Here is a 17939-nt window from a genome sequence, read left to right as displayed (position 1 = left end):
CCCCAACCGGATCCTCAAGACGCCGTGCACCGCCGAGCAGATCATGGCCGCGGCCCGCGACGTCGAGCCCGTGTACTACGAGCGCTACATGATCGACTACAACAACAAGCCGGTCGCCGACCAGCAGCGCGCCCAGGACCGCATCCACTGGTTCTTCTCGATGGACTACGCCGGCCGCCGTCAGTACTCAGAGAACACCGCCACCAACGCGTTCTTCGAGAACATGTCCTGGCGCTGGCCGAACTGGGCCAAGCTGTTCTTCAACAACAAGGGCGTCGCGGCCAACACCACCGACGTCTGCATGAACTACCCGCCCAACGACATGTCGGTGTGGGACTGGCACTGACGGGTCGGGCCCGCGTGAGTAACGCTGTGGCGATTTTCTGCACGATTCTCCGCCGTGGCGTTACTGGCGCGAAAGCCAAAGGGTGAGTGCCGCACCGGGATTGCACTGAGGGACTCCAAACAGCACGACGTTGTCCCTGGCTTCAATTTCGATGCGGGACCGGCGCTGAACGGCCCACGCCGGCTCAGTCCGGGAGTGAGTTGCTCAACCGCTCGGTGGCGGCGAGGTAATCCTCGATGAACTCGCGTACCACCTCGCGGGCGGGCTTGACCTTGTTCATCAAACCCACACCCTGCCCGACGAAGTAGGTGGCCAATGCCTGCGCGCCCGGATGCCCCTGGGCGGCAAGCACATCCACGCGCCGAATGATCGGCTCAGCCAGCATGTTCTGCAGCGGCAGCGGAAGAGTCTGGTGCCCATCGGGATTCGGCTGCCAGGCGTCGGTCCACTCCGACTTGAGCTGACGGGCCGGCTTGCCCGTCCGCCCGGTGGAGCGCACGGTGTCCCGCGAGGTCGCCTCCAGCATCTTCTGCACGGTGTGTGGTGCGGTCTCGGCCTCCTCGGTGGTCAGCCACACCGATCCGGTCCACGCACCGGCGGCGCCCATGGCCACCGCCGCCGCCATCTGCCTGCCCTTGACGATGCCGCCTGCCGCGAGCACCGGGATGTCGCTGCCCGCCTGTTCGAGGGTCTCCAGCACCTCTGGAACGAGCACCATCGTGGTGACCTCACCGCAGTGCCCGCCGGCCTCCGTCCCCTGCGCGACGATCAGGTCCACCCCGGCTTGCACCTGCTTGAGTGCATGCTCACGCGCGCCCACCAGTGCCGCCACCGGAACTCCACGCTCGCGTCCGGCCTCGATCATGTAATCCGGCGGCACCCCGAGCGCATTGGCGATGAGCTTGATCGGATGGCTCATCGCCACATCCAGCAACTCGCGCCCGGTGTCGCCGGACAGCGAGGACCCGCCCAGACGCTGCTTTTCCTCGGGCTCGATGCCGTGATCGGCCAGAAGTTGCGCGACGAACTCGCGGTACTCGGCGGGGATGCGATCGGTGAGCTGCCCGCGCGACAGGTTCTCGCCCTTACCTTCGAACTTCGCGGGCACGATGATGTCGGCACCGTAGGGCTTGCCGCCGACCTGCTCATCGATCCAGGACAACTCCTGGTCCAACTGTTCGGGCGTGTAGGCGGTGGCGCCCAGCACGCCGAAGCCGCCGGCGTTGGTCACCGCGGCCACCACGTCACGGCAGTGGCTGAAGGCGAAGAGCGGAAAGTCGATACCGAACTGCTCACAGATCGCGGGTTTCACCCCGTCAGTATTGACACCCCGACTTGACGGGTGTCAAGTGCCTGAGCGGTCAGGGCAACTCGAACGGCAACTTCACCCCGTCGTGGGCCAGACAGTGCGTGCAGGCGCGCTCGGCGTCGACCGCCTCCAGCGCCTGATGCACGAGCTTCTTGAACGGCACCAGGTTGCGCTCGAACTCGGCGAACACGTCCACCGTCGTCACCCCGGAACCCGTCTCGATGCCGGCATCCAGATCGGTGACCAAAGCGATTGCCGCATAACACATCTCAAGCTCGCGCGCCAGCACCGCCTCGGGGTAGCCGGTCATGTTGACCAGGGTGAAACCCTGATCGGCGAACCACCGGCTCTCGGCCCGGGTGGAGAACCGCGGGCCCTGGATCACCACCATGGAGCCGCCGTCGACCACCCCGGGCAGTCCGGCCGCGGTGGACCGCAACGCCGGGCAGTACGGGTCGGCGAAACCGACGTGGATGCCGCCGGAATCGAAATACGTGTCCTCACGCCCGCGGGTGCGGTCGACCAACTGATCGGGCACCACGATCGACCCGGGGCCCAGCTGCGCGGTCAGACTGCCCACCGCACACGGAGCGAAGATCCGTCGCACTCCCAGTGTGCGCAGCGCCCACATGTTGGCCCGGTACGGGACCGTATGCGGCGAGTACTCGTGGCTCACCCCGTGCCGGGGCAGGAAGGCCACCTCATGCCCGCCCACCGCGCCCACCGTGATGGGCGCGCTCGGAGACCCGTAGGGGGTGTCCACGCTGACGGTGCGGGCCTCCGGCCCGAAGAACGAATAGAAGCCACTACCGCCGATGACGCCGAGCATGCAGTGCTATTCGGCCTCGCCGGGTTTCTTGACGGGATCTCCCGGGCCCTCGTCGAGATCCGTGTCAACGGCTGCGCCGAGGTCGTCGTCGAAGTCGTCGAAATCCTCGTTGGCCTTGCGGGCGCCGTCGGCGATCTCGAAGACATCGGTGGCCAGGCCACCGATGACGGTCGCGACATCCTTGACGGCCGTGGTGATGATCGAGGTGACCTGCCCGACCGTCGAGGCCACTGCCTCGACGGATTCCTGCAGCACGTCCTTGCCGATCTCGGTCTTGCTGAGCTGCTCCTTCATGAGGCTCAGTGTAAGGCGGCATGAAACGATGGCGCTCGTGGCCAGTTTCGCGCAATGGATCGAGGGCGCCCGTCCCCGCACCCTGCCCAACGCCGTCGCCCCGGTGCTCGCCGGTACCGGCGCCGCCGCCTGGGTGGGTTCGGCGGTGTGGTGGAAAGCGTTGCTGGCGCTGGCCGTATCGCTCGCCCTGATCATCGGGGTGAACTACGCCAACGACTACTCCGACGGCATTCGCGGCACCGACGACGTGCGGTCCGGTCCGCTGCGCCTGGTGGGCTCCAAGCTGGCCTCCCCTCGGGCCGTGCTGACCGCGGCCGTGGTGAGCCTGGCGGTCGGCGCGGTGGCCGGATTGGCGCTGGCAGCGGTGAGCCAGCCGTGGCTGATCGCGGTCGGGGCCGTGTGCATCGCCGGGGCGTGGCTGTACACCGGCGGCAAGAAGCCCTACGGCTACCTGGGCCTGGGTGAAATAGCCGTGTTCATCTTCTTCGGCCTGGTCGCCGTGTTGGGCACGCAGTACACCCAAGCCCTGCGCATCGACTGGGTAGGGCTGGTGGCGGCCGTGGCCATGGGTTCCCTGTCGTCAGCCGTGCTGGTGGCCAACAACCTGCGCGACATCCCGACCGACACCGAGTCGGGCAAGATCACGCTGGCCGTGCGCCTGGGCGACGCCCGCACCCGGCTGCTGTATCAATTGCTGCTCGGCCTGGCCATGGTGCTGCCCGTGGTGCTGATGCGGGCCACCCCGTGGTGTGCGGTGGGCCTGCTGGCGCTGGTGCCGGCAGTGCGGGCGCTGCGCCCCGTGCGCGACGGCAGCACCGGTGCCCAGCTGATCCCGGTGCTGCGGGACACCGGGCTGACCATGCTGGTGTGGGGTGTCGCGGTGTCCCTGGCCCTGGCGCTGGCGTAGCTTTCTCCCGCGGGCAGCCTCCCGCCGATTTCTACCTGCGGGTTGCGGTTCGTCGACAGCCACGACCCAGACGGAGAAACCGGCGAGTCCGGCTTACGCCGCGTTGTCCAAGAGCCCGACGATGCCGTCGCGCAACTCGCGCGGGCCGACATGTTCGGTGATCAGCGCGACGGTCTGGTCATCGCCGCCGCGCAGGACTCCCAGCAGAATGTGCTCGGATCCGATGTAGCCGTCCTTGTGCGCCAACGATTCTCGCAATGCGAGCTCCAACACCTTCTTGGCCGGTTTGGTGAACGCGAGGTGCCCCCGGCGCCTGCGCCGTCGGCCGGTGCTGCGCAGGGCGTTGTCGAAGGCGCCGCTGCCGAACGTGCGATCGACGTTGTCGCGCACGGCCCGTAGATCGATGCCGATCGACTTCAGCGCCTCCGCGTCGCCGTCGAAAGATTCGTCGCCGGGCGCGTCGGCGGCGACCAACTTGGCACGCACCGCGTCCGAAGTCAGGCCGTATCCGGCCAGCAGCGCGGACAGTTCACGCCCTGAGCTCTGCAGCACCCCGACGAGAATGTGCTCGGGGCGGATCTCGTTGGCCGCCAGTTCGCGGGCTTCCTCCTGCGCCAGCACGACGGCCACGCGCGCATGACGACTGAACCGTTCGAACATGTCATCCCCTCCGATTGTGCTTCTGGTGCACGGCCTGGCGGCTGACCTCCAGGGCATCGGCGATCGCCTGCCAACTCCAGCCCTGCTCGCGGGCATTGGCGACATGGATCGCCTCCAACCGCTCCTGCAACCGCTGCAGGGCCCGCACCGCGCGGAGCCCGACAGCCGGGTCGGGGCTGCCGGCGCCGTTGGTGATCAGCTCATCGACATCACTCACTCTGTCAAGATAACTTGACACGGTTTTAGCGTCAAGAAAACTTGACAGCCATCGTGCGAGGGCGTCCTGCCCGATCCGGCTCCCCGCGCCCGCGATCGTGCACTAACGTGACCGTCGGCCTGCAACGCCGACGATCTAGGGGATGCGCGCGTGACCACTTCGACCGAGGCGCACCAGCCGGCAGCATCGGGCCGCGCCGAAACCCGTCGGGCCATCTGGAACACCATCAGGGGCTCGTCGGGCAACCTCGTCGAGTGGTACGACGTCTACGTCTACACCGTGTTCGCCACCTATTTCGAAGCACAGTTCTTCGACAAGGCCGACAAGAACGCCACCGTCTACGTCTACGCGATCTTCGCGATCACGTTCCTCACGCGCCCCCTCGGATCGTGGTTCTTCGGCCGCTTCGCCGACCGCCGCGGCCGCCGCGCCGCATTGACCATCAGCGTCTCGCTGATGGCACTGTGCTCACTGGTGATCGCGTTCGTCCCCTCGCGCGAAACCATCGGCATCGCGGCGCCGATCATCCTCATCCTGTGCCGGCTGGTGCAGGGCTTCGCGACCGGAGGCGAGTACGGCACCTCGGCGACCTACATGTCCGAAGCCGCCACCCGGGAACGACGCGGCTTCTTCTCCTCATTCCAGTACGTGACCCTGGTGGGCGGTCACGTACTGGCGCAGTTCACCCTGCTGATCATCCTCACCGCGTTCAGCACCGAGCAGGTGCACGAATTCGGTTGGCGCATCGGCTTCGCCATCGGCGGCGTAGCCGCGATCGTGGTGTTCTGGCTGCGGCGCACGATGGACGAATCGCTGTCCGCCGAACAGCTGGAAGCGATCAAGGCCGGCAAGGACAAGAGCTCCGGGTCACTGAGCGAGCTGCTCAGCCGCTACGCCAGACCCCTGCTGCTGTGCTTCTTGATCACGATGGGCGGCACCCTGGCGTTCTACGCCTACAGCGTCAACGCCCCCGCCATCGTCAAGACCACCTACAAGGACCAGGCGATGACGGCCACCTGGATCAACCTGATCGGATTGATCTTCCTGATGGCCATCCAGCCGCTGGGCGGCATGATCAGCGACAAGGTCGGCCGCAAACCGCTGCTGCTGTGGTTCGGTATCGGCGGGGTGCTCTACACCTACGTGCTGTTCACCTATCTGCCCCAGACACATTCGCCGATCCTGTCGTTCCTGCTGGTCGCCGTCAGCTACGTGATCCTGACGGGATACACCTCGATCAACGCCCTGGTGAAATCCGAGCTGTTCCCGTCACACGTACGCGCCCTCGGCGTGGGAGTCGGCTACGCCCTTGCCAATTCGATGTTCGGCGGCACCGCGCCGGTGATCTACCAGGCCCTCAAAGAGCGCGACCTGGTGCCCTGGTTCATCGGCTACGTCACGGTGTGCATCGCCCTGTCACTGGCGGTCTACGTGTTCTTCCTCAAGAACAAGGCCGAAACCTACCTGGATCAGGAGAAGGGCTCGGCCTTCATCCGGTAGCGACCGAAAGTCGTTGCACCCCAACAGATCCGCACATTGGCCGGAGCCTCACGTCTCGGCAGGCGGCTCGTCGCCACGCAACCGTGCCTGCAATTGCTCGCGATCCTTGCGCCGCCGCTCGTCGACCACCGCGATGGAGGCCGTCGCACGCTCACGCAACGGACGGAACAACCAGATACCCAACGGCAGCGCGATCACGATCGCGAACAACAGCGCCACCACGACGGGGAAATTCGCCACGACCAGACTTCCCACACCGTAGATCGCCGCGGTCAACACAGCGACCAGCACCAGCCGGGCGATGAGGTAAACCGCCACGTCGGTGACCATGCGGGAGGTCGAACCACTTCCTGACACGCTCCGAGCCTACCGACGGCGCGTATATTCGGATAAAGGAGGTTTCGAGTGGCGTATCTACTCCTGCTCATTGCCGCGGCAAGCCTGGTGTACATCGGCTGGCGGCTGGCGCGGGTTTCTGGCGGTCAATCCAAGACCCGCGTGATCGGCCCCGATGACGACCCGGATTTCTTGCGCCGGCTCGGGCACGGCGACAATCCCCGCAGCTGACCTGCGTCAGGCCCGCGGGGCCAACTGCCGGCGCGCCCCGGGAAAATCAGACGCCACCACCGCGGCCAGTTCGATCAGCGCCTCGCGAGTGCCGGGCTTGAGGCGGTCCAGGCTGATCTCGGCGCCCTCCTCCAGATGCGGATCAAACGGCACCAGCCGCACCGCACGGCAGCGCCGGGAGAAGTGGTCCACCACCTTGGCAAGATCGACCTTGCCCGACCGCGGCCGCACCGCGTTGATCACCGCGATGGAATTGCGCACCAGATCCTGATGTCCGTGGGCGTCGAGCCAGTCCAGCGTCGCCGACGCGCTGCGCGCCCCGTCCACCGAACCCGAGCTGATCACCACAAGCACGTCGGCCTTGGAGAGCACCGCCGACATGGCCGAATGCATCAGCCCCGTCCCGCAGTCGGTGAGCACCAGGCTGTAGAACCGCTCCAGCACCTCCAGTGCACGCAGGTAGTCGTCGGAACTGAACGCCTCCGACACCGCCGGATCACTCTCGGAAGCCAGCACCTCCAGGCGGCTCGGGCCCTGTGACGTGTAAGCCCGCACGTCGCTGTAGCGCTCGATGCCTTCGGCGTCGCGCAGGAGGTGCCGCACCGTCGCCGCCGTCTCCAGCGGCACCTTCTGGCTCAGCGTGCCTCGGTCAGGGTTGGCATCCACCGCAACCACCCGATCACCGCGGATCGAGGCGAACGTGGCGCCCAGCGTCGCGGTGATCGTGGTCTTGCCCACGCCGCCCTTCAACGACATCAGCGCGATCCGGTAGCAGCCCTGCAGCGGCTGGCTGACCTCCGCGATCAGGTTGTTGCGATGCGTGATCTTCGGGCTCTCACCGACGTTGACCTGTTTGAACGACGCCACATAGAGGGCCTTGCGCCACCCCGAGGTGGGCGGGTTCTTGCGCTGGCCGAGCAACGCGTCGGTGGACAGATCCCGGTACGGCGTGGCGAAATCGCCTGGGGCGGCCGGCGGCTGGGGGCCTGCGACCACGGGGGGCGCGAAGAGCCCTGCGGCCGGCGGATCGAAGCTCGCGGGCACCGGCGGCGCGGTGATCACCGGGATACCGTGCGGCGGCGTCGGGGCGGTCCACTCCGCCGGCAGCGGAGTGGAGACCCCGGGCTCGGCGGGATTGCTGAACCGTTGCTGACTGCGGAATCCGGGCACCGGGGCGAATACCGATGGGACAGGCGGCAGTTCGACGACGGGAGCCGGGGCGACGGCCGGCGGTGGGTCTGAGCGCGTTGGGTCGGCGGGCGCGGGTGCCGCGTCATGGACCTGGGACGCGGGTGCCGCCTCATGGGTCTGGGCCGGCGGTGCCGCCTCATGGGTCGGGGTCGGTTCCTCGAGCGGGGCGTCCGTTGACGGCTCGCCGCTGTCCTGCGCCGCAGCCTCCTGCGTTTCGGACGGCTGCGACACCGGCTCGGACTCTGACTCCTGCACCGGTTCAGACACTGGTTCGGACACGAAATCCCCTCTTTTCCACACACTCCCGGCCGGACCGCAGCCGCGCCACAACCTCTGGGCGCGCGGTCATCTCACCACCCTGACGGTGCCTAGCCAACCCCGGCGTACGAATGCAGGCCAACGGTCACCAGGTTGATGAAGAACAGGTTGAACACCATCGCGACGAAACCCACGACGTTGATCCAGGCCGACTTACGGTCCCGCCACCCCGCGGTCGAACGCGCGTGCAGATACGCCGCGTACACCACCCACGCGATGAACGACACCGTTTCCTTGGGGTCCCAGCCCCAGTAGCGGCCCCAGGCCTCCTCGGCCCAGATCGCGCCGAAGATCACGCCGAAGCCGAAGATCGGGAACGCGAAGATCGTGGTGCGGTAGGCGATCCGGTCCAGCGTCTGACCGTCGGGCAGCCGTTCGATGATCCGCCCGAGCGCATTGTCTCGGTCTGCCAGCGGCGACATCTTCAGCAGGAACAGGATGCTGGCCACACCGGCCACCAGGAACACACCGGACCCGAGGCTGACCACCGACACGTGGATGGGCAGCCAGTACGACTGCAGCGCGGGCATCACGGGCGCGGCATTGGAGTACAGCCAGCGCCCGGACACGGTCAGCAGGATCAGCACGGGAACGAGCACGAAAACCCACAGCACGCGGTACTGCGGCTTGCGCAGCACGACCGCCGCGGCGACCAGGCCGCAGAAGCTGGTCAGGTTGATGAACTCGTACATGTTGCCCCAGGGCACCCGCGAGGTGGCCAGGCCGCGCAACACGATGCAGATGAACAGCATGCCGATGCCGACGTAGGTCAGCGCCAGACCGGTCTTGCCGACCCGCTCGTCGAAGGGCCGACGCTGTTCCTCGGCCACGACGCCGGGGGTGGCACTGTCGGCGCCGACGGTGGCGCCGACCAGTTCACGATTTTCGACCCGCCGGCCGCGGCTGTAGGCCAACTCGACGGCGAGCAGGATCAGCGCGCCGACCAGGACCACCACCGACGACGTGAACGCCCAGTCGGAGTACCTGGCCAGCCCGATGTCGATGTGCTCGGTATTCATGCGTCCTTCTCTCCTGCCGGCTGTTCGTACCCCTCCAACAGCCGCCCGGTCAGCTTCTCGAACTCATCGCCCCAACCGGAGTTGTCGGTACGGGCCAGCCCGCCCAGCTCGACGTTCACCGTACCTGCCCCAGCCGGCTGGACCCGAACCCAGATGCGGCGCCGGCGCACCACCAAAGACACCAGCAACCCGGCCATCATCGACATCGCGAACACCAGGACCCACACCTGGGCCGGGTCGTGCGAGACCTGCAGGTTGACGAAGGGCACCGCGCCGTCGAACCGGACCTTGGTGCCGTCATCGAGGCGGGTGTCCTGGCCTTCCACCAGGTTGACCCGCGCCACCTTGGTCAGCTGCTTGCGATCGATCAACCGGGGATCCAGCGAGAACAACGACTGCGGCCGGCCGGTATCGAGGCCCGTGTCACCGCGGTAGATGTCGACCGCCACCGCCGGGTCGTTGAGCGCCGGGAAGCTCGACGACAACAGCGTGCCCTCAAGCTGCTTCGTGGGAGCGAAAAGGCCCTGGATCGCGATCTGGTGTTTGCGACGCTCGTCGGCATCGGGATAGGTACCGGCCGGAGGGTCGATCCGCATCACCCCGGAGGACAGCAGCGTCATCTGTTCCTCTGGGCGCCACTGGATGGTCTGGCTGCGCTGTTGGCCGTCGGGGAACGTCACCGTGAAGGTCGGTGCATAGCCGTGGCCCTGGAGGTAGACGCGGTCGCCACCGATGCGAAGCGGGTGGTTGACCTCGAGTCGGTAGGGCTGCCAGATGTTGGCGGCCAGATCCTCCCCGGACTGGTAGTCGATGTTGGCGGCGAACGACAACGCCTGGCCCGTGGGCAGATAATGCGCGTCGAAGTCGTTGACCCGCAGACAGATCGGGCTCAGCGAGGTGCCGTCGACGGTGTTGCCGGCCCGGAACGAGTCGAAGGCCGCCGGCGAGGCGGTGCAGAATCCGGGACCGCCGTCGGCGATGACGATGACGTTGCCCTCGTAGCCGAACAGCTTGCCCGCGGCCACCGCCACCAGCAGGCCCAGCAGCGAGAAGTGGAAGACGATGTTGCCGAACTCGCGCAGATAACCCTTCTCTGCGGATATCTCTGTGATCTCGTCGTCTTGCTTGCGGGTGACCTTGCGCCAGCCCTTCAGCCGCTGCGCCACGGTCTCGGCGACCACGTCGGCCTCGGCGTTGACCTGCTCGGCGTGGTGTTTGGGCAGTCGGCCCAGATTGCGTGGCGCGGGCACCGGCACTGCCCGCAGGTTGCGGAAATGCTCGATCATCCGCGGTGTCAGACAGCCCACCAGAGAGATGAACAGCAGCACGTAGATGGCGGTGAACCAGAAGCTGGAGAACACGTCGAAGGCCTGCACGCGATCGAGCCAGGGCCCAAGCGTGGGATGGGCGGCCAGGTACTCGTCGACCTTGGACTCGTTGAGGCTGCGTTGCGGCAACAACGCGCCCGGGATCGCGCCGAGTGCCAGCAGGAACAGCAGCACCAGCGCGGTTCCCATGGAGGTGAGGGTTCGCCAGGTGTTGCGCATCAGAGCGAGCAGACGCTGAATCGCACCAGGGCCACCCGATTTCTGCGACTTTGTGTCTGCTCGCGGGGACAACTGGGTCATATCGGCAGCCTCACATCACTGACGAAGGCGTCACGCACCCACGACACGAACTCGCTCCACAGGCCCGTCACCAGCGCGGCACCCACCAGGATCAGCAGCACACCGCCGAAGATCTGAATGGTCCGGGTGTGCCTGCGCAACCAGCCCAGGCCCGTCACCGCCCGCGCCGATCCGAGCGCCAGCAGCACGAACGGGATGCCAAGACCGAAGCAGTAGGCAAGCACCAGCACCACACCGCGGGCCACGGTGGCGCCGTCGGTGGCCGAGGCCACCGCGATCACCCCGGTCAGCGTCGGACCGAGGCACGGAGTCCAGCCCAGCGCGAACACCGCGCCAAGCAACGGGGCCCCGGCCATGGTGGACCACTGCCGGGGTGCGAAGCGCGCCTGACGTTGCAGCGCCGGGATGAAGCCGACGAAGACCAGGCCCATCACGATCGTGACCACACCGCCGATACGTTGCAGCAGAACCTGATTGGCGATCAGCGTGGTTGTCATCCCGAGGACGGCGACCGCGCCGAGCAGAAATACCACGGTGAATCCCGCGACGAACAACGCCGCCGCGCCGGCGACCCGCAGCCGCGCGGTCCGGGTCGCCTGCCTTGTCGTGCCCGCCTCGGTGAGCACCGGGGTCTCCTGGACCCCGACCACCGCGGCCAGATAGGACAGATAGCCGGGCACCAACGGCACCACACACGGCGAGGCGAACGACACCAGGCCGGCCAGCACACTGATTCCCAACGCCAGCAGCACCGGCCCGGCGGCCGCGATCTCGGCGAAACCGGTCATTTCTGCGGCCCCGGTACGCCGGCCGGCTCCGAGGCCAGCCGCTCCACCACCGGCTGCAGATCGTCGGCCAGCAGCTCACGCAGGAACACCGCGGCCACCCTGTGCTGACGGTCCAGCACCACGGTCGACGGAATCACCGTCGTCGGGTACTTGCCGCCGAACGCGATCATGGTGCGCATCGCCGGGTCATAGATGGACGGGAAGGTGACATTGCGGTCGGTGACGAAATCGACTGCCGCATCACGGTTGTTGTCCCGCACGTCGATGCCCAGGAAGGCAACTCCGGCGCCACGCGTCGCCTCGTAGACCTTCTGCAGCTGGCCGATCTCGGCCCGGCACGGGCCACACCACTGGCCCCACACGTTGATCACCACGACCTTGCCGGCGAAATCCTCCAACGAAAGCGTCTTGCTCGGATCGGTGAGGTCAGGCCCGCTCAGTTTGCCTGGGGTGCTGCGCTTTTCGGGCGGATCGTAGAAGATGTCGGTCTTGCCGCCAGGTGCGACGAACTCGAAGGTGCCGCCCTGGGCCACCGCGTCGTCACCCGTCGAGCAACCGGTGAGCAGCACCAGCCCTGCCAGCACCGCCGCACTCACCCGGGCGACCAACGACGTCATTCAGATTCCCCAGGGCTCCGTGTAGCCCCATCGGATCAGCTTGTCGCCGTCGAACGTGAACGACGTGATCGAGGACAGATCGCACAGCCGGCTGTGCGGCAACGGCAGATGGGCGAGCTTGCGTCCGGTCATCGCCCGGCGCAGCGTCTCCACCGGAAGCTGATGGCTGACGCACACCGCCTCATGCCCGGCCGCCTTCTCCCGGGCCCGGTGCATGGCGGCCATCATCCTGGGAGCGATCTCGGCGTAGGGCTCACCCCAGGAAGGCTTGGCAGGGTTGCGCAGCTTCGGCCAGTTCCGCGGGTCGCGCAGGGCACCGTCGCCGGGGGCCACCCGCTCCCCCTCGAACATGTTCCACGACTCGATGAGGGCCTCGTCGGTGAAGATCGGCAACCCGTGACGCTCGGCGATCGGCGCGGCGGTTTCCTGCGCCCGCTCCAACGGAGAGGCCACCACGTAGACGATGTCCTTCTCCGCCAGCCAGTCCGCGGCGGCCCGCGCCTGGACCTGCCCGCGCTCGGACAGGTGGTACCCGGGCAACCGGCCGTAGAGCACCTTCTCGGGGTTGAACACCTCACCGTGACGCATCACGTGCACGGTGGTTCTGACGGATGACGCGCGTTCGGTCACGGCCGGGCCTCCGCGGCGGCACGGGCCGCGCCGGGCAGCGCGTCAGCGATGCGGGAGAACGCCTCGTCATCCAATGCCGCTGAGACGAACCATGTTTCGAACGCACTGCACGGCGGATACACCCCCGCCTCCAGCAGCGCATGGAAGAACGGTGGGAAGCGCCAGGTTTCGGTGGCCTTGGCCGCGGCGAAGTCGTCGACCTGCTCATCGGTGAAGAACACGCTCAGCATGTTGCCTGCGCGCTGCACACGGTGGGCCACCCCGGCCTCGGTCAGGGCACCGGTGAGCAGACCGGCCAGCCGGTCGGCGTTGGCATCCAGCCGGGCATAGGCGGCGTCGTCGGCATTGCGCAGCGTCGCCAGCCCGGCCGCCATCGCCACCGGGTTCCCGGACAGCGTCCCGGCCTGGTACACCGGCCCGAGCGGCGCGAGCCGCCCCATCACCTCGGCGCTGCCGCCGAACGCCGCGGCGGGCAGCCCGCCGCTCATCACCTTGCCGAAGGTGAACAGATCGGCGTCGACGGGATCCAGCCCGTACCAACCGGCCCGGCTCACCCGGAAACCCGTCATCACCTCGTCGAGGATCAGCAACGCGCCGTGGGCCGCGGTGATCCGGCGCAACGCCGCGTTGAACCCGGGCAGCGGGGCCACCGTACCCATGTTGCCGGGGCTGGCTTCACTTATGACGCAAGCGATTTCGTCGCCGAACCGGCCGAAGATCTCCTCCACCGCGGCGACGTTGTTGTACGGCAGCACGATGGTGTCGGCCGCCGCCGCACCGGTGACCCCGGGCGATGACGGCAGCCCCAAGGTGGCCACACCCGAGCCGGCGTCGGCCAGCAGCGCGTCACTGTGGCCGTGATAGCAGCCGGAGAATTTGATGATCTTTGCCCGGCCGGTGTAGCCGCGGGCCAGCCTGATCGCGCTCATCGTGGCTTCGGTGCCCGAGTTGACCAGCCGCAGCCGCTCGACGGGAGCCACGCGATCGATGATCTCGGCGGCCAGTTCGGTCTCCGACGGCGTCGGGGCGCCGAAGCTCAGCCCGTTGGCCGCCACCTGCTGCACCGCCTCGACCACCGCCGGGTGGGCGTGACCCAACAGCATCGGGCCCCAGGAGCAGACCAGGTCGACATAGCGGTTGTCGTCCGCATCGGTCAGCCAATAGCCCTTGGCCGAGGTGATGAACCGGGGGGTGCCGCCGACGGAGTTGAAGGCACGCACCGGGGAGTTCACTCCGCCGGGGATCACTGCGCAGGCATCGGCGAACAGCTGGGCCGATCGCTGGAAGTGCGGTTCGTCAACACGCATGGCCACCAGTGTCCCAGTCGGCGCAAATCCGTCCACTACAGGGTGTAGTGGTAACGATCACCCGGCCGGCGTCAGCGCGAACACCGGATGATCGGCGTCGTCGGGCAGGTCACGGAAGTAGCCCTCCACCACCTTGCCGGCCAGCGGGCGGTAGGCCGCGATGATCGGCGCGCGCTGATCGACCGGAACCTCGGCCGCGAGGTAGCTCGAGCCGCCGAGCGTCACCTGCGGGTTGGCCCGAATATTGCGCACCCATTCCGATTCCCCACGGGTCGAGACCAGATATTTCACTCCGCCGACCTCGGGGACCACGACGGGGATCTGCTGGGGCTGTTTGCTGACTCGGGTGGTCACGGTCAAGGTCTCGCTGTGGCCGACTCCGGTGGCCATCGCGATCCGGTTGAACACTGCGCGAACAAACCAAGGGGGCTTGAGATAGGCCATAACTCACGAGTTTGATGGTGAGCATGCAGTTACCGCAATCGCTGGCCAGGTTCAACCGTTATGTGACCAACCCCATCCAGCGCGTGTGGGCGGGCTGGGCGCCGACGTTCGGCATCCTCGAGCACGTCGGCAGGAAATCCGGGAAGACCTTCCGGACCCCATTGAGTGTCTTCAGCACCGACGACGGTGTGGCCATCATGCTGACGTACGGTCCGGATCGGGACTGGTTGAAGAACATCACCGCGGCCGGTCACGCGCGCATCCGCCGCCACGGTAAGACCATCGACGTCAGTGAGCCCCGGGTGGTGTCCAAGGCCGAGGCGGCCGAGCATGTAACCGGTGCCATGCGCCGCCCGTTCGCGCGCCTGCCATTCGAGCAGGCCGTCTTGCTCAAACGGGTCTAGCGTTTCCCAGCGGAGTCACGGAGCCGCTGAACTCGACGGCATCCGCCCGGTACGGCGTGGACGCCTGGGAGTCCAGTCGACGGTTCTGACAGGCCACCACGGAGCGCAGGCCCAGCAGTATCGCAACCGGAACCGCCATGAGCGCGATGATCTGAAGCATCTCGCTCATCGCGGGTTCCGCCTCGAGCGCCCGAGGGGAATCAGGGCAACCACGGTGGCAGGAAACTCCGTCGCTGTGTCGTATCGCATGCCTGCCGGTCTACTCCGCGCCGGGGCGCCCGCCGTCGATCTCGACGGTTTCTTGACGGCCCACGGGCGGATCCTTACGCACTTGCTCGGTTGACCACGCCCGCACGCTGTACCCGAGGACGCGCAGACCCCTGTTCACCTGGGAATTCAAGGTCTACCGTAGATAGGTCACCACTGCGGCCGGCAGCAGCGCGCGGCATCTGTCCGGCCGGTGGCAGGAGGTCACCATGAACCGCCTACTCGTCATCGGCTACGGAATCGCGAGCTATCTGGCATTCGTCGTGGCCTTCTTCTACGCGATCGCCTTCGTCGGCGACTTCGTGGTGCCCCGCACGGTCGATTCCGGTATCGCCGCACCGACCGCCGAGGCGGTGCTGGTCAACCTGCTGCTGTTGTCGGTGTTCGCCATTCAGCACAGCGTGATGGCCCGGCCCGCGTTCAAACGCATGTGGACCCGGATCGTCCCGCAAGTCATCGAACGCAGCACCTACGTGCTGTTGTCCAGCCTGGCGCTGTTCCTGCTGTACTGGCAGTGGCGCACCATGCCCGCGATCGTGTGGAGCGTGGAATCCGCTGCGGGACAAGTGGTTCTGTGGACATTGTTCTGGGCCGGGTGGGCAATGGTGTTCAGCTCGACGTTCATGATCAACCACTTCGACCTGTTCGGGCTGCGGCAGGTGTGGCTCAACTGGCGCGGCCGGCCGTATCAGGAGCTGGGATTCCGAACGGTGATGCTGTACCGGGTGATCCGGCACCCGATCATGGCCGGGTTCATCGTGGCGTTCTGGGCCATCCCGACGATGACGGCAGGTCATCTGCTGTTCGCGGCCGTCAGCACCGCCTACATTCTGGTGGCGATCCAACTCGAAGAGCACGACCTGGTGGCCGGCCTTGGCGATCAATACCGCGACTACCGGCACCGCGTGGCGATGCTGGCGCCGGGACTGCATCGCGGACCCGACAGTGCCACCCCGAACGTCAGGCATCGCCCGGCCTGACGGCACGAATTCCACGACTGGCTTTTATTTTTTTCTGATGTATGGTCGGGCTCAGTGATTGTTTGCGACAAGGAGCAACGATGGCTGACAAATCCCAAGGCCGCCTGCCCAAAAAACCGGCGATGACCATCAAGGAAAAGCGGGCAGCGAAACGCGACAAGGTCGCCGAAGAGACCATTCCCAAGCGCAAGCGCCCAGACCGGGCGTAGCGGTTTCACACAGCTCAACAAGGTTCTTGGGCTTGCGCGCAGCGAGGGTACCACGACGGCTTCAGCCCGAAATCCATCGCCTATTTTCGGCGGCATGCTTTTAAATGGCCATCCATTTAATGCCGATTTTCGGTGGACATTTTGGTGGAAATTTCCTTTTCGGCCCGGCGCAATAAAATTGCCGACAATGGTCGAGAACGGCTGGTGAATTGCCGTGGCGGATCTCGTAACCGCAAGCGCCGGAGTATCGGTGTTCGGCTGGCTCACAGACCTGCCCTGTCAGCTCACCCCTCGAAGCCCACGGTGGTGCGCGGGGTCGGCCACGAATGCTCGGTCAATGGGACCGCCGGACCGCCAAGCGTGGTCATTTCGCCCACGCGCGCAATCGTTTTGCCCACGCGCGCGACGCTGAGGTGTGCAGCGTTTCCGTGCGGCGGGTTGAGCGCGGCGGGTTGCGCGCGGGGTGGGCAAGCGTCGGGCTTGCGCGTTTGTCAGGGGCCGCGTACCGGTTTGGCTGTGAGGGCATGGTTGTCGATGGGTTGCCATGGGTTGGGGTCGTGCGGTGGCGTGTCGTGCAGCAGTTCCCAGCCGGGCGGGATTGCCGGGTCGAATGATTCTGTGTCCCAGAGGTATCGCTCATGGGTTGGAATGGCTGCGGGTGGGACGAAGTTTGTGTCGCGCTCCAGGTCCCATTGGTCCCAATCCAGGTCACATTCGTCCCAGTGCGGTTGCGGCACGTGGTCGGGCGCCAAGTCCCAGTCGGAGTCCGGATCCTGTTGGGGGGTGGGCGCAAGGTCGGGTTCAAGTTCCCACACCGGGTCGGAGGCTGGCTCCGGGTCGTGGTGCTGTGTCAGGTCAGGAATGGGTTCCCACTGCGGTTCGGGTTCGGGGGTTGAGGTGGTGCCGGGTTGAGGGTCGACCTCGGGTGTGGGTGTGGGCGTGGATGTGGGGTTTGGGTCGGGTGGGGTGAGCAGCAGTTCGGGGCGGTGGTGATAGTTGATGCGATGTTGGCCGTGGTCGAGGTCGGCGGGTGGGTGCCATTCGACCTCGCCGCGGGCGTTGATTGTCGTGGTGTAGCCGCCGTCGGTGTGCACCATGCGGTTGTCGGGACCACAGGCCAGGGCCATCTCATCGACATTGGTGTTCCCACCATCGGCCCAATCCGCCACCGCGTGATGAACCTGGCAGCCATACGCGCCGACGGTGCAGCACGGTTTCGTACAACCCCCGTCGCGGGCGATCAACATGATCCGCTGGGCCGGGCTGGCGATGCGGCGGGCCCGGAAATAGTTCACCGCCGCCCCGGTAGCCTCATCGAAGACCACCAAATGATGATGGGCATGAGCCCCCATCCGGATGACATCTTTGATCGGGATCTTGATGCCACCACCGCTGACGCCGATCCCGGCGCGGGATTCGAGGTCTTGCAGGGTGGTGCGGATGATCACCGACACCGGCAGCCCGTTGAGCTGACCCAGATCCCCACTCATCAACACGATCCGTCCGAT

Annotated in this window: 23 protein-coding genes; 7 read left to right on the top strand and 16 right to left on the bottom strand. The window is 66.6% G+C overall.

The features are described from left to right. On the top strand, positions 1–346 hold a 346-nt coding region (locus tag QQ25_RS06300), incomplete at its 5' end, for a DUF5078 domain-containing protein (RefSeq protein ID WP_039377897.1). A 184-nt stretch (positions 347–530) separates the two neighbouring features. Here QQ25_RS06300 and QQ25_RS06295 read toward each other — a convergent pair. The 3 genes from QQ25_RS06295 to QQ25_RS06285 are packed head-to-tail and all read right to left on the bottom strand — an operon-like array spanning position 531 to position 2778. After that, positions 531–1658: an NAD(P)H-dependent flavin oxidoreductase gene (locus QQ25_RS06295; protein WP_039377896.1), complete on the bottom strand. Its 1128-nt coding sequence runs from the start codon at positions 1656–1658 to the stop codon at positions 531–533. A gap of 49 nt (positions 1659–1707) precedes the next feature. Further along, a complete protein-coding gene (locus QQ25_RS06290) occupies positions 1708–2484 on the bottom strand; it encodes an S-methyl-5'-thioadenosine phosphorylase (RefSeq protein ID WP_039377894.1) in 777 nt (258 codons plus the stop codon). Between the two features lie 6 nt (positions 2485–2490). Further along, a complete protein-coding gene (locus QQ25_RS06285; protein ID WP_039314538.1) occupies positions 2491–2778 on the bottom strand; it encodes a hypothetical protein in 288 nt (95 codons plus the stop codon). A gap of 37 nt (positions 2779–2815) precedes the next feature. Here QQ25_RS06285 and QQ25_RS06280 point away from each other — a divergent pair, with 37 nt between their 5' ends. Then, a complete protein-coding gene (locus QQ25_RS06280; RefSeq protein ID WP_039377904.1) occupies positions 2816–3685 on the top strand; it encodes a 1,4-dihydroxy-2-naphthoate polyprenyltransferase in 870 nt (289 codons plus the stop codon). Between the two features lie 93 nt (positions 3686–3778). Here the strand turns inward: QQ25_RS06280 and QQ25_RS06275 are convergent, their stop codons facing one another. Next, entirely contained in the window at positions 3779–4345 is a 567-nt protein-coding gene (locus QQ25_RS06275; RefSeq protein WP_039314535.1) for a Clp protease N-terminal domain-containing protein, read from the bottom strand. A gap of 1 nt (position 4346) precedes the next feature. After that, a complete protein-coding gene (locus tag QQ25_RS06270) occupies positions 4347–4562 on the bottom strand; it encodes a helix-turn-helix domain-containing protein (protein ID WP_039314533.1) in 216 nt (71 codons plus the stop codon). A gap of 150 nt (positions 4563–4712) precedes the next feature. On the opposite strand from QQ25_RS06270, the gene QQ25_RS06265 reads away from it, so the two are divergent. Continuing rightward, on the top strand, positions 4713–6062 hold the full coding sequence (locus QQ25_RS06265; protein ID WP_039314531.1) for an MFS transporter: 1350 nt from the start codon (positions 4713–4715) through the stop codon (positions 6060–6062). 48 nt (positions 6063–6110) lie between these two features. Here the strand turns inward: QQ25_RS06265 and QQ25_RS06260 are convergent, their stop codons facing one another. Further along, entirely contained in the window at positions 6111–6392 is a 282-nt protein-coding gene (locus tag QQ25_RS06260) for a DUF4229 domain-containing protein (RefSeq protein ID WP_039377893.1), read from the bottom strand. 75 nt (positions 6393–6467) lie between these two features. On the opposite strand from QQ25_RS06260, the gene QQ25_RS31085 reads away from it, so the two are divergent. After that, positions 6468–6629, top strand: a complete 162-nt coding sequence (locus QQ25_RS31085; protein ID WP_169748633.1) for a hypothetical protein — start codon at positions 6468–6470, stop codon at positions 6627–6629. A gap of 6 nt (positions 6630–6635) precedes the next feature. Here QQ25_RS31085 and QQ25_RS06255 read toward each other — a convergent pair whose 3' ends face one another. The 8 genes from QQ25_RS06255 to QQ25_RS06220 form a co-directional block, all read right to left on the bottom strand. Beyond that, positions 6636–8099 (bottom strand): MinD/ParA family ATP-binding protein, encoded by a 1464-nt coding sequence (locus QQ25_RS06255; protein ID WP_409370961.1) that lies wholly within the window; start codon positions 8097–8099, stop codon positions 6636–6638. Between the two features lie 89 nt (positions 8100–8188). Then, positions 8189–9157, bottom strand: coding sequence for a c-type cytochrome biogenesis protein CcsB (gene ccsB / locus QQ25_RS06250; protein ID WP_039314525.1), 969 nt, complete (start codon positions 9155–9157; stop codon positions 8189–8191). Next, a complete protein-coding gene (gene resB / locus QQ25_RS06245; RefSeq protein WP_082017437.1) occupies positions 9154–10785 on the bottom strand; it encodes a cytochrome c biogenesis protein ResB in 1632 nt (543 codons plus the stop codon). Before resB ends, ccsB begins: the two co-directional genes overlap by 4 nt. After that, entirely contained in the window at positions 10782–11573 is a 792-nt protein-coding gene (locus QQ25_RS06240) for a cytochrome c biogenesis CcdA family protein (protein ID WP_039377891.1), read from the bottom strand. Before QQ25_RS06240 ends, resB begins: the two co-directional genes overlap by 4 nt. Then, a complete protein-coding gene (locus QQ25_RS06235; RefSeq protein WP_039314519.1) occupies positions 11570–12190 on the bottom strand; it encodes a TlpA disulfide reductase family protein in 621 nt (206 codons plus the stop codon). The genes QQ25_RS06240 and QQ25_RS06235 overlap by 4 nt, the downstream gene beginning before the upstream one ends. Beyond that, positions 12191–12778 carry a histidine phosphatase family protein gene (locus QQ25_RS06230; RefSeq protein WP_039314774.1) on the bottom strand — a complete coding sequence of 196 codons (588 nt, stop codon included), beginning with the start codon at positions 12776–12778 and terminating at the stop codon, positions 12191–12193. It lies immediately after the preceding gene. Positions 12779–12816: 38 nt separating this feature from the next. After that, positions 12817–14127, bottom strand: a complete 1311-nt coding sequence (gene hemL / locus QQ25_RS06225) for a glutamate-1-semialdehyde 2,1-aminomutase (protein WP_039377900.1) — start codon at positions 14125–14127, stop codon at positions 12817–12819. Positions 14128–14184: 57 nt separating this feature from the next. After that, positions 14185–14571 (bottom strand): nitroreductase/quinone reductase family protein, encoded by a 387-nt coding sequence (locus tag QQ25_RS06220; RefSeq protein ID WP_039377888.1) that lies wholly within the window; start codon positions 14569–14571, stop codon positions 14185–14187. Between the two features lie 23 nt (positions 14572–14594). Here QQ25_RS06220 and QQ25_RS06215 point away from each other — a divergent pair, with 23 nt between their 5' ends. After that, a complete protein-coding gene (locus QQ25_RS06215; protein WP_039377899.1) occupies positions 14595–14975 on the top strand; it encodes a nitroreductase family deazaflavin-dependent oxidoreductase in 381 nt (126 codons plus the stop codon). On the opposite strand, the gene QQ25_RS06210 is transcribed toward QQ25_RS06215, so the two are convergent. Then, on the bottom strand, positions 14962–15144 hold the full coding sequence (locus QQ25_RS06210; protein WP_039377886.1) for a hypothetical protein: 183 nt from the start codon (positions 15142–15144) through the stop codon (positions 14962–14964). The genes QQ25_RS06215 and QQ25_RS06210 overlap by 14 nt on opposite strands. A gap of 307 nt (positions 15145–15451) precedes the next feature. On the opposite strand from QQ25_RS06210, the gene mddA reads away from it, so the two are divergent. Then, positions 15452–16222, top strand: a complete 771-nt coding sequence (mddA, locus tag QQ25_RS06205) for a methanethiol S-methyltransferase (protein WP_039314509.1) — start codon at positions 15452–15454, stop codon at positions 16220–16222. An 80-nt stretch (positions 16223–16302) separates the two neighbouring features. Continuing rightward, positions 16303–16431: a hypothetical protein gene (locus QQ25_RS31515; RefSeq protein ID WP_264019306.1), complete on the top strand. Its 129-nt coding sequence runs from the start codon at positions 16303–16305 to the stop codon at positions 16429–16431. Between the two features lie 491 nt (positions 16432–16922). Here the strand turns inward: QQ25_RS31515 and QQ25_RS30065 are convergent. Beyond that, positions 16923–17939 (bottom strand): HNH endonuclease signature motif containing protein (locus QQ25_RS30065; RefSeq protein WP_131546104.1); only part of this gene is annotated, 1017 nt, incomplete at its 5' end.

This window comes from Mycolicibacterium setense, from assembly GCF_000805385.1.
GTDB lineage: Bacteria > Actinomycetota > Actinomycetes > Mycobacteriales > Mycobacteriaceae > Mycobacterium > Mycobacterium setense.
This window is presented reverse-complemented; position numbering and strand designations above follow the sequence as displayed.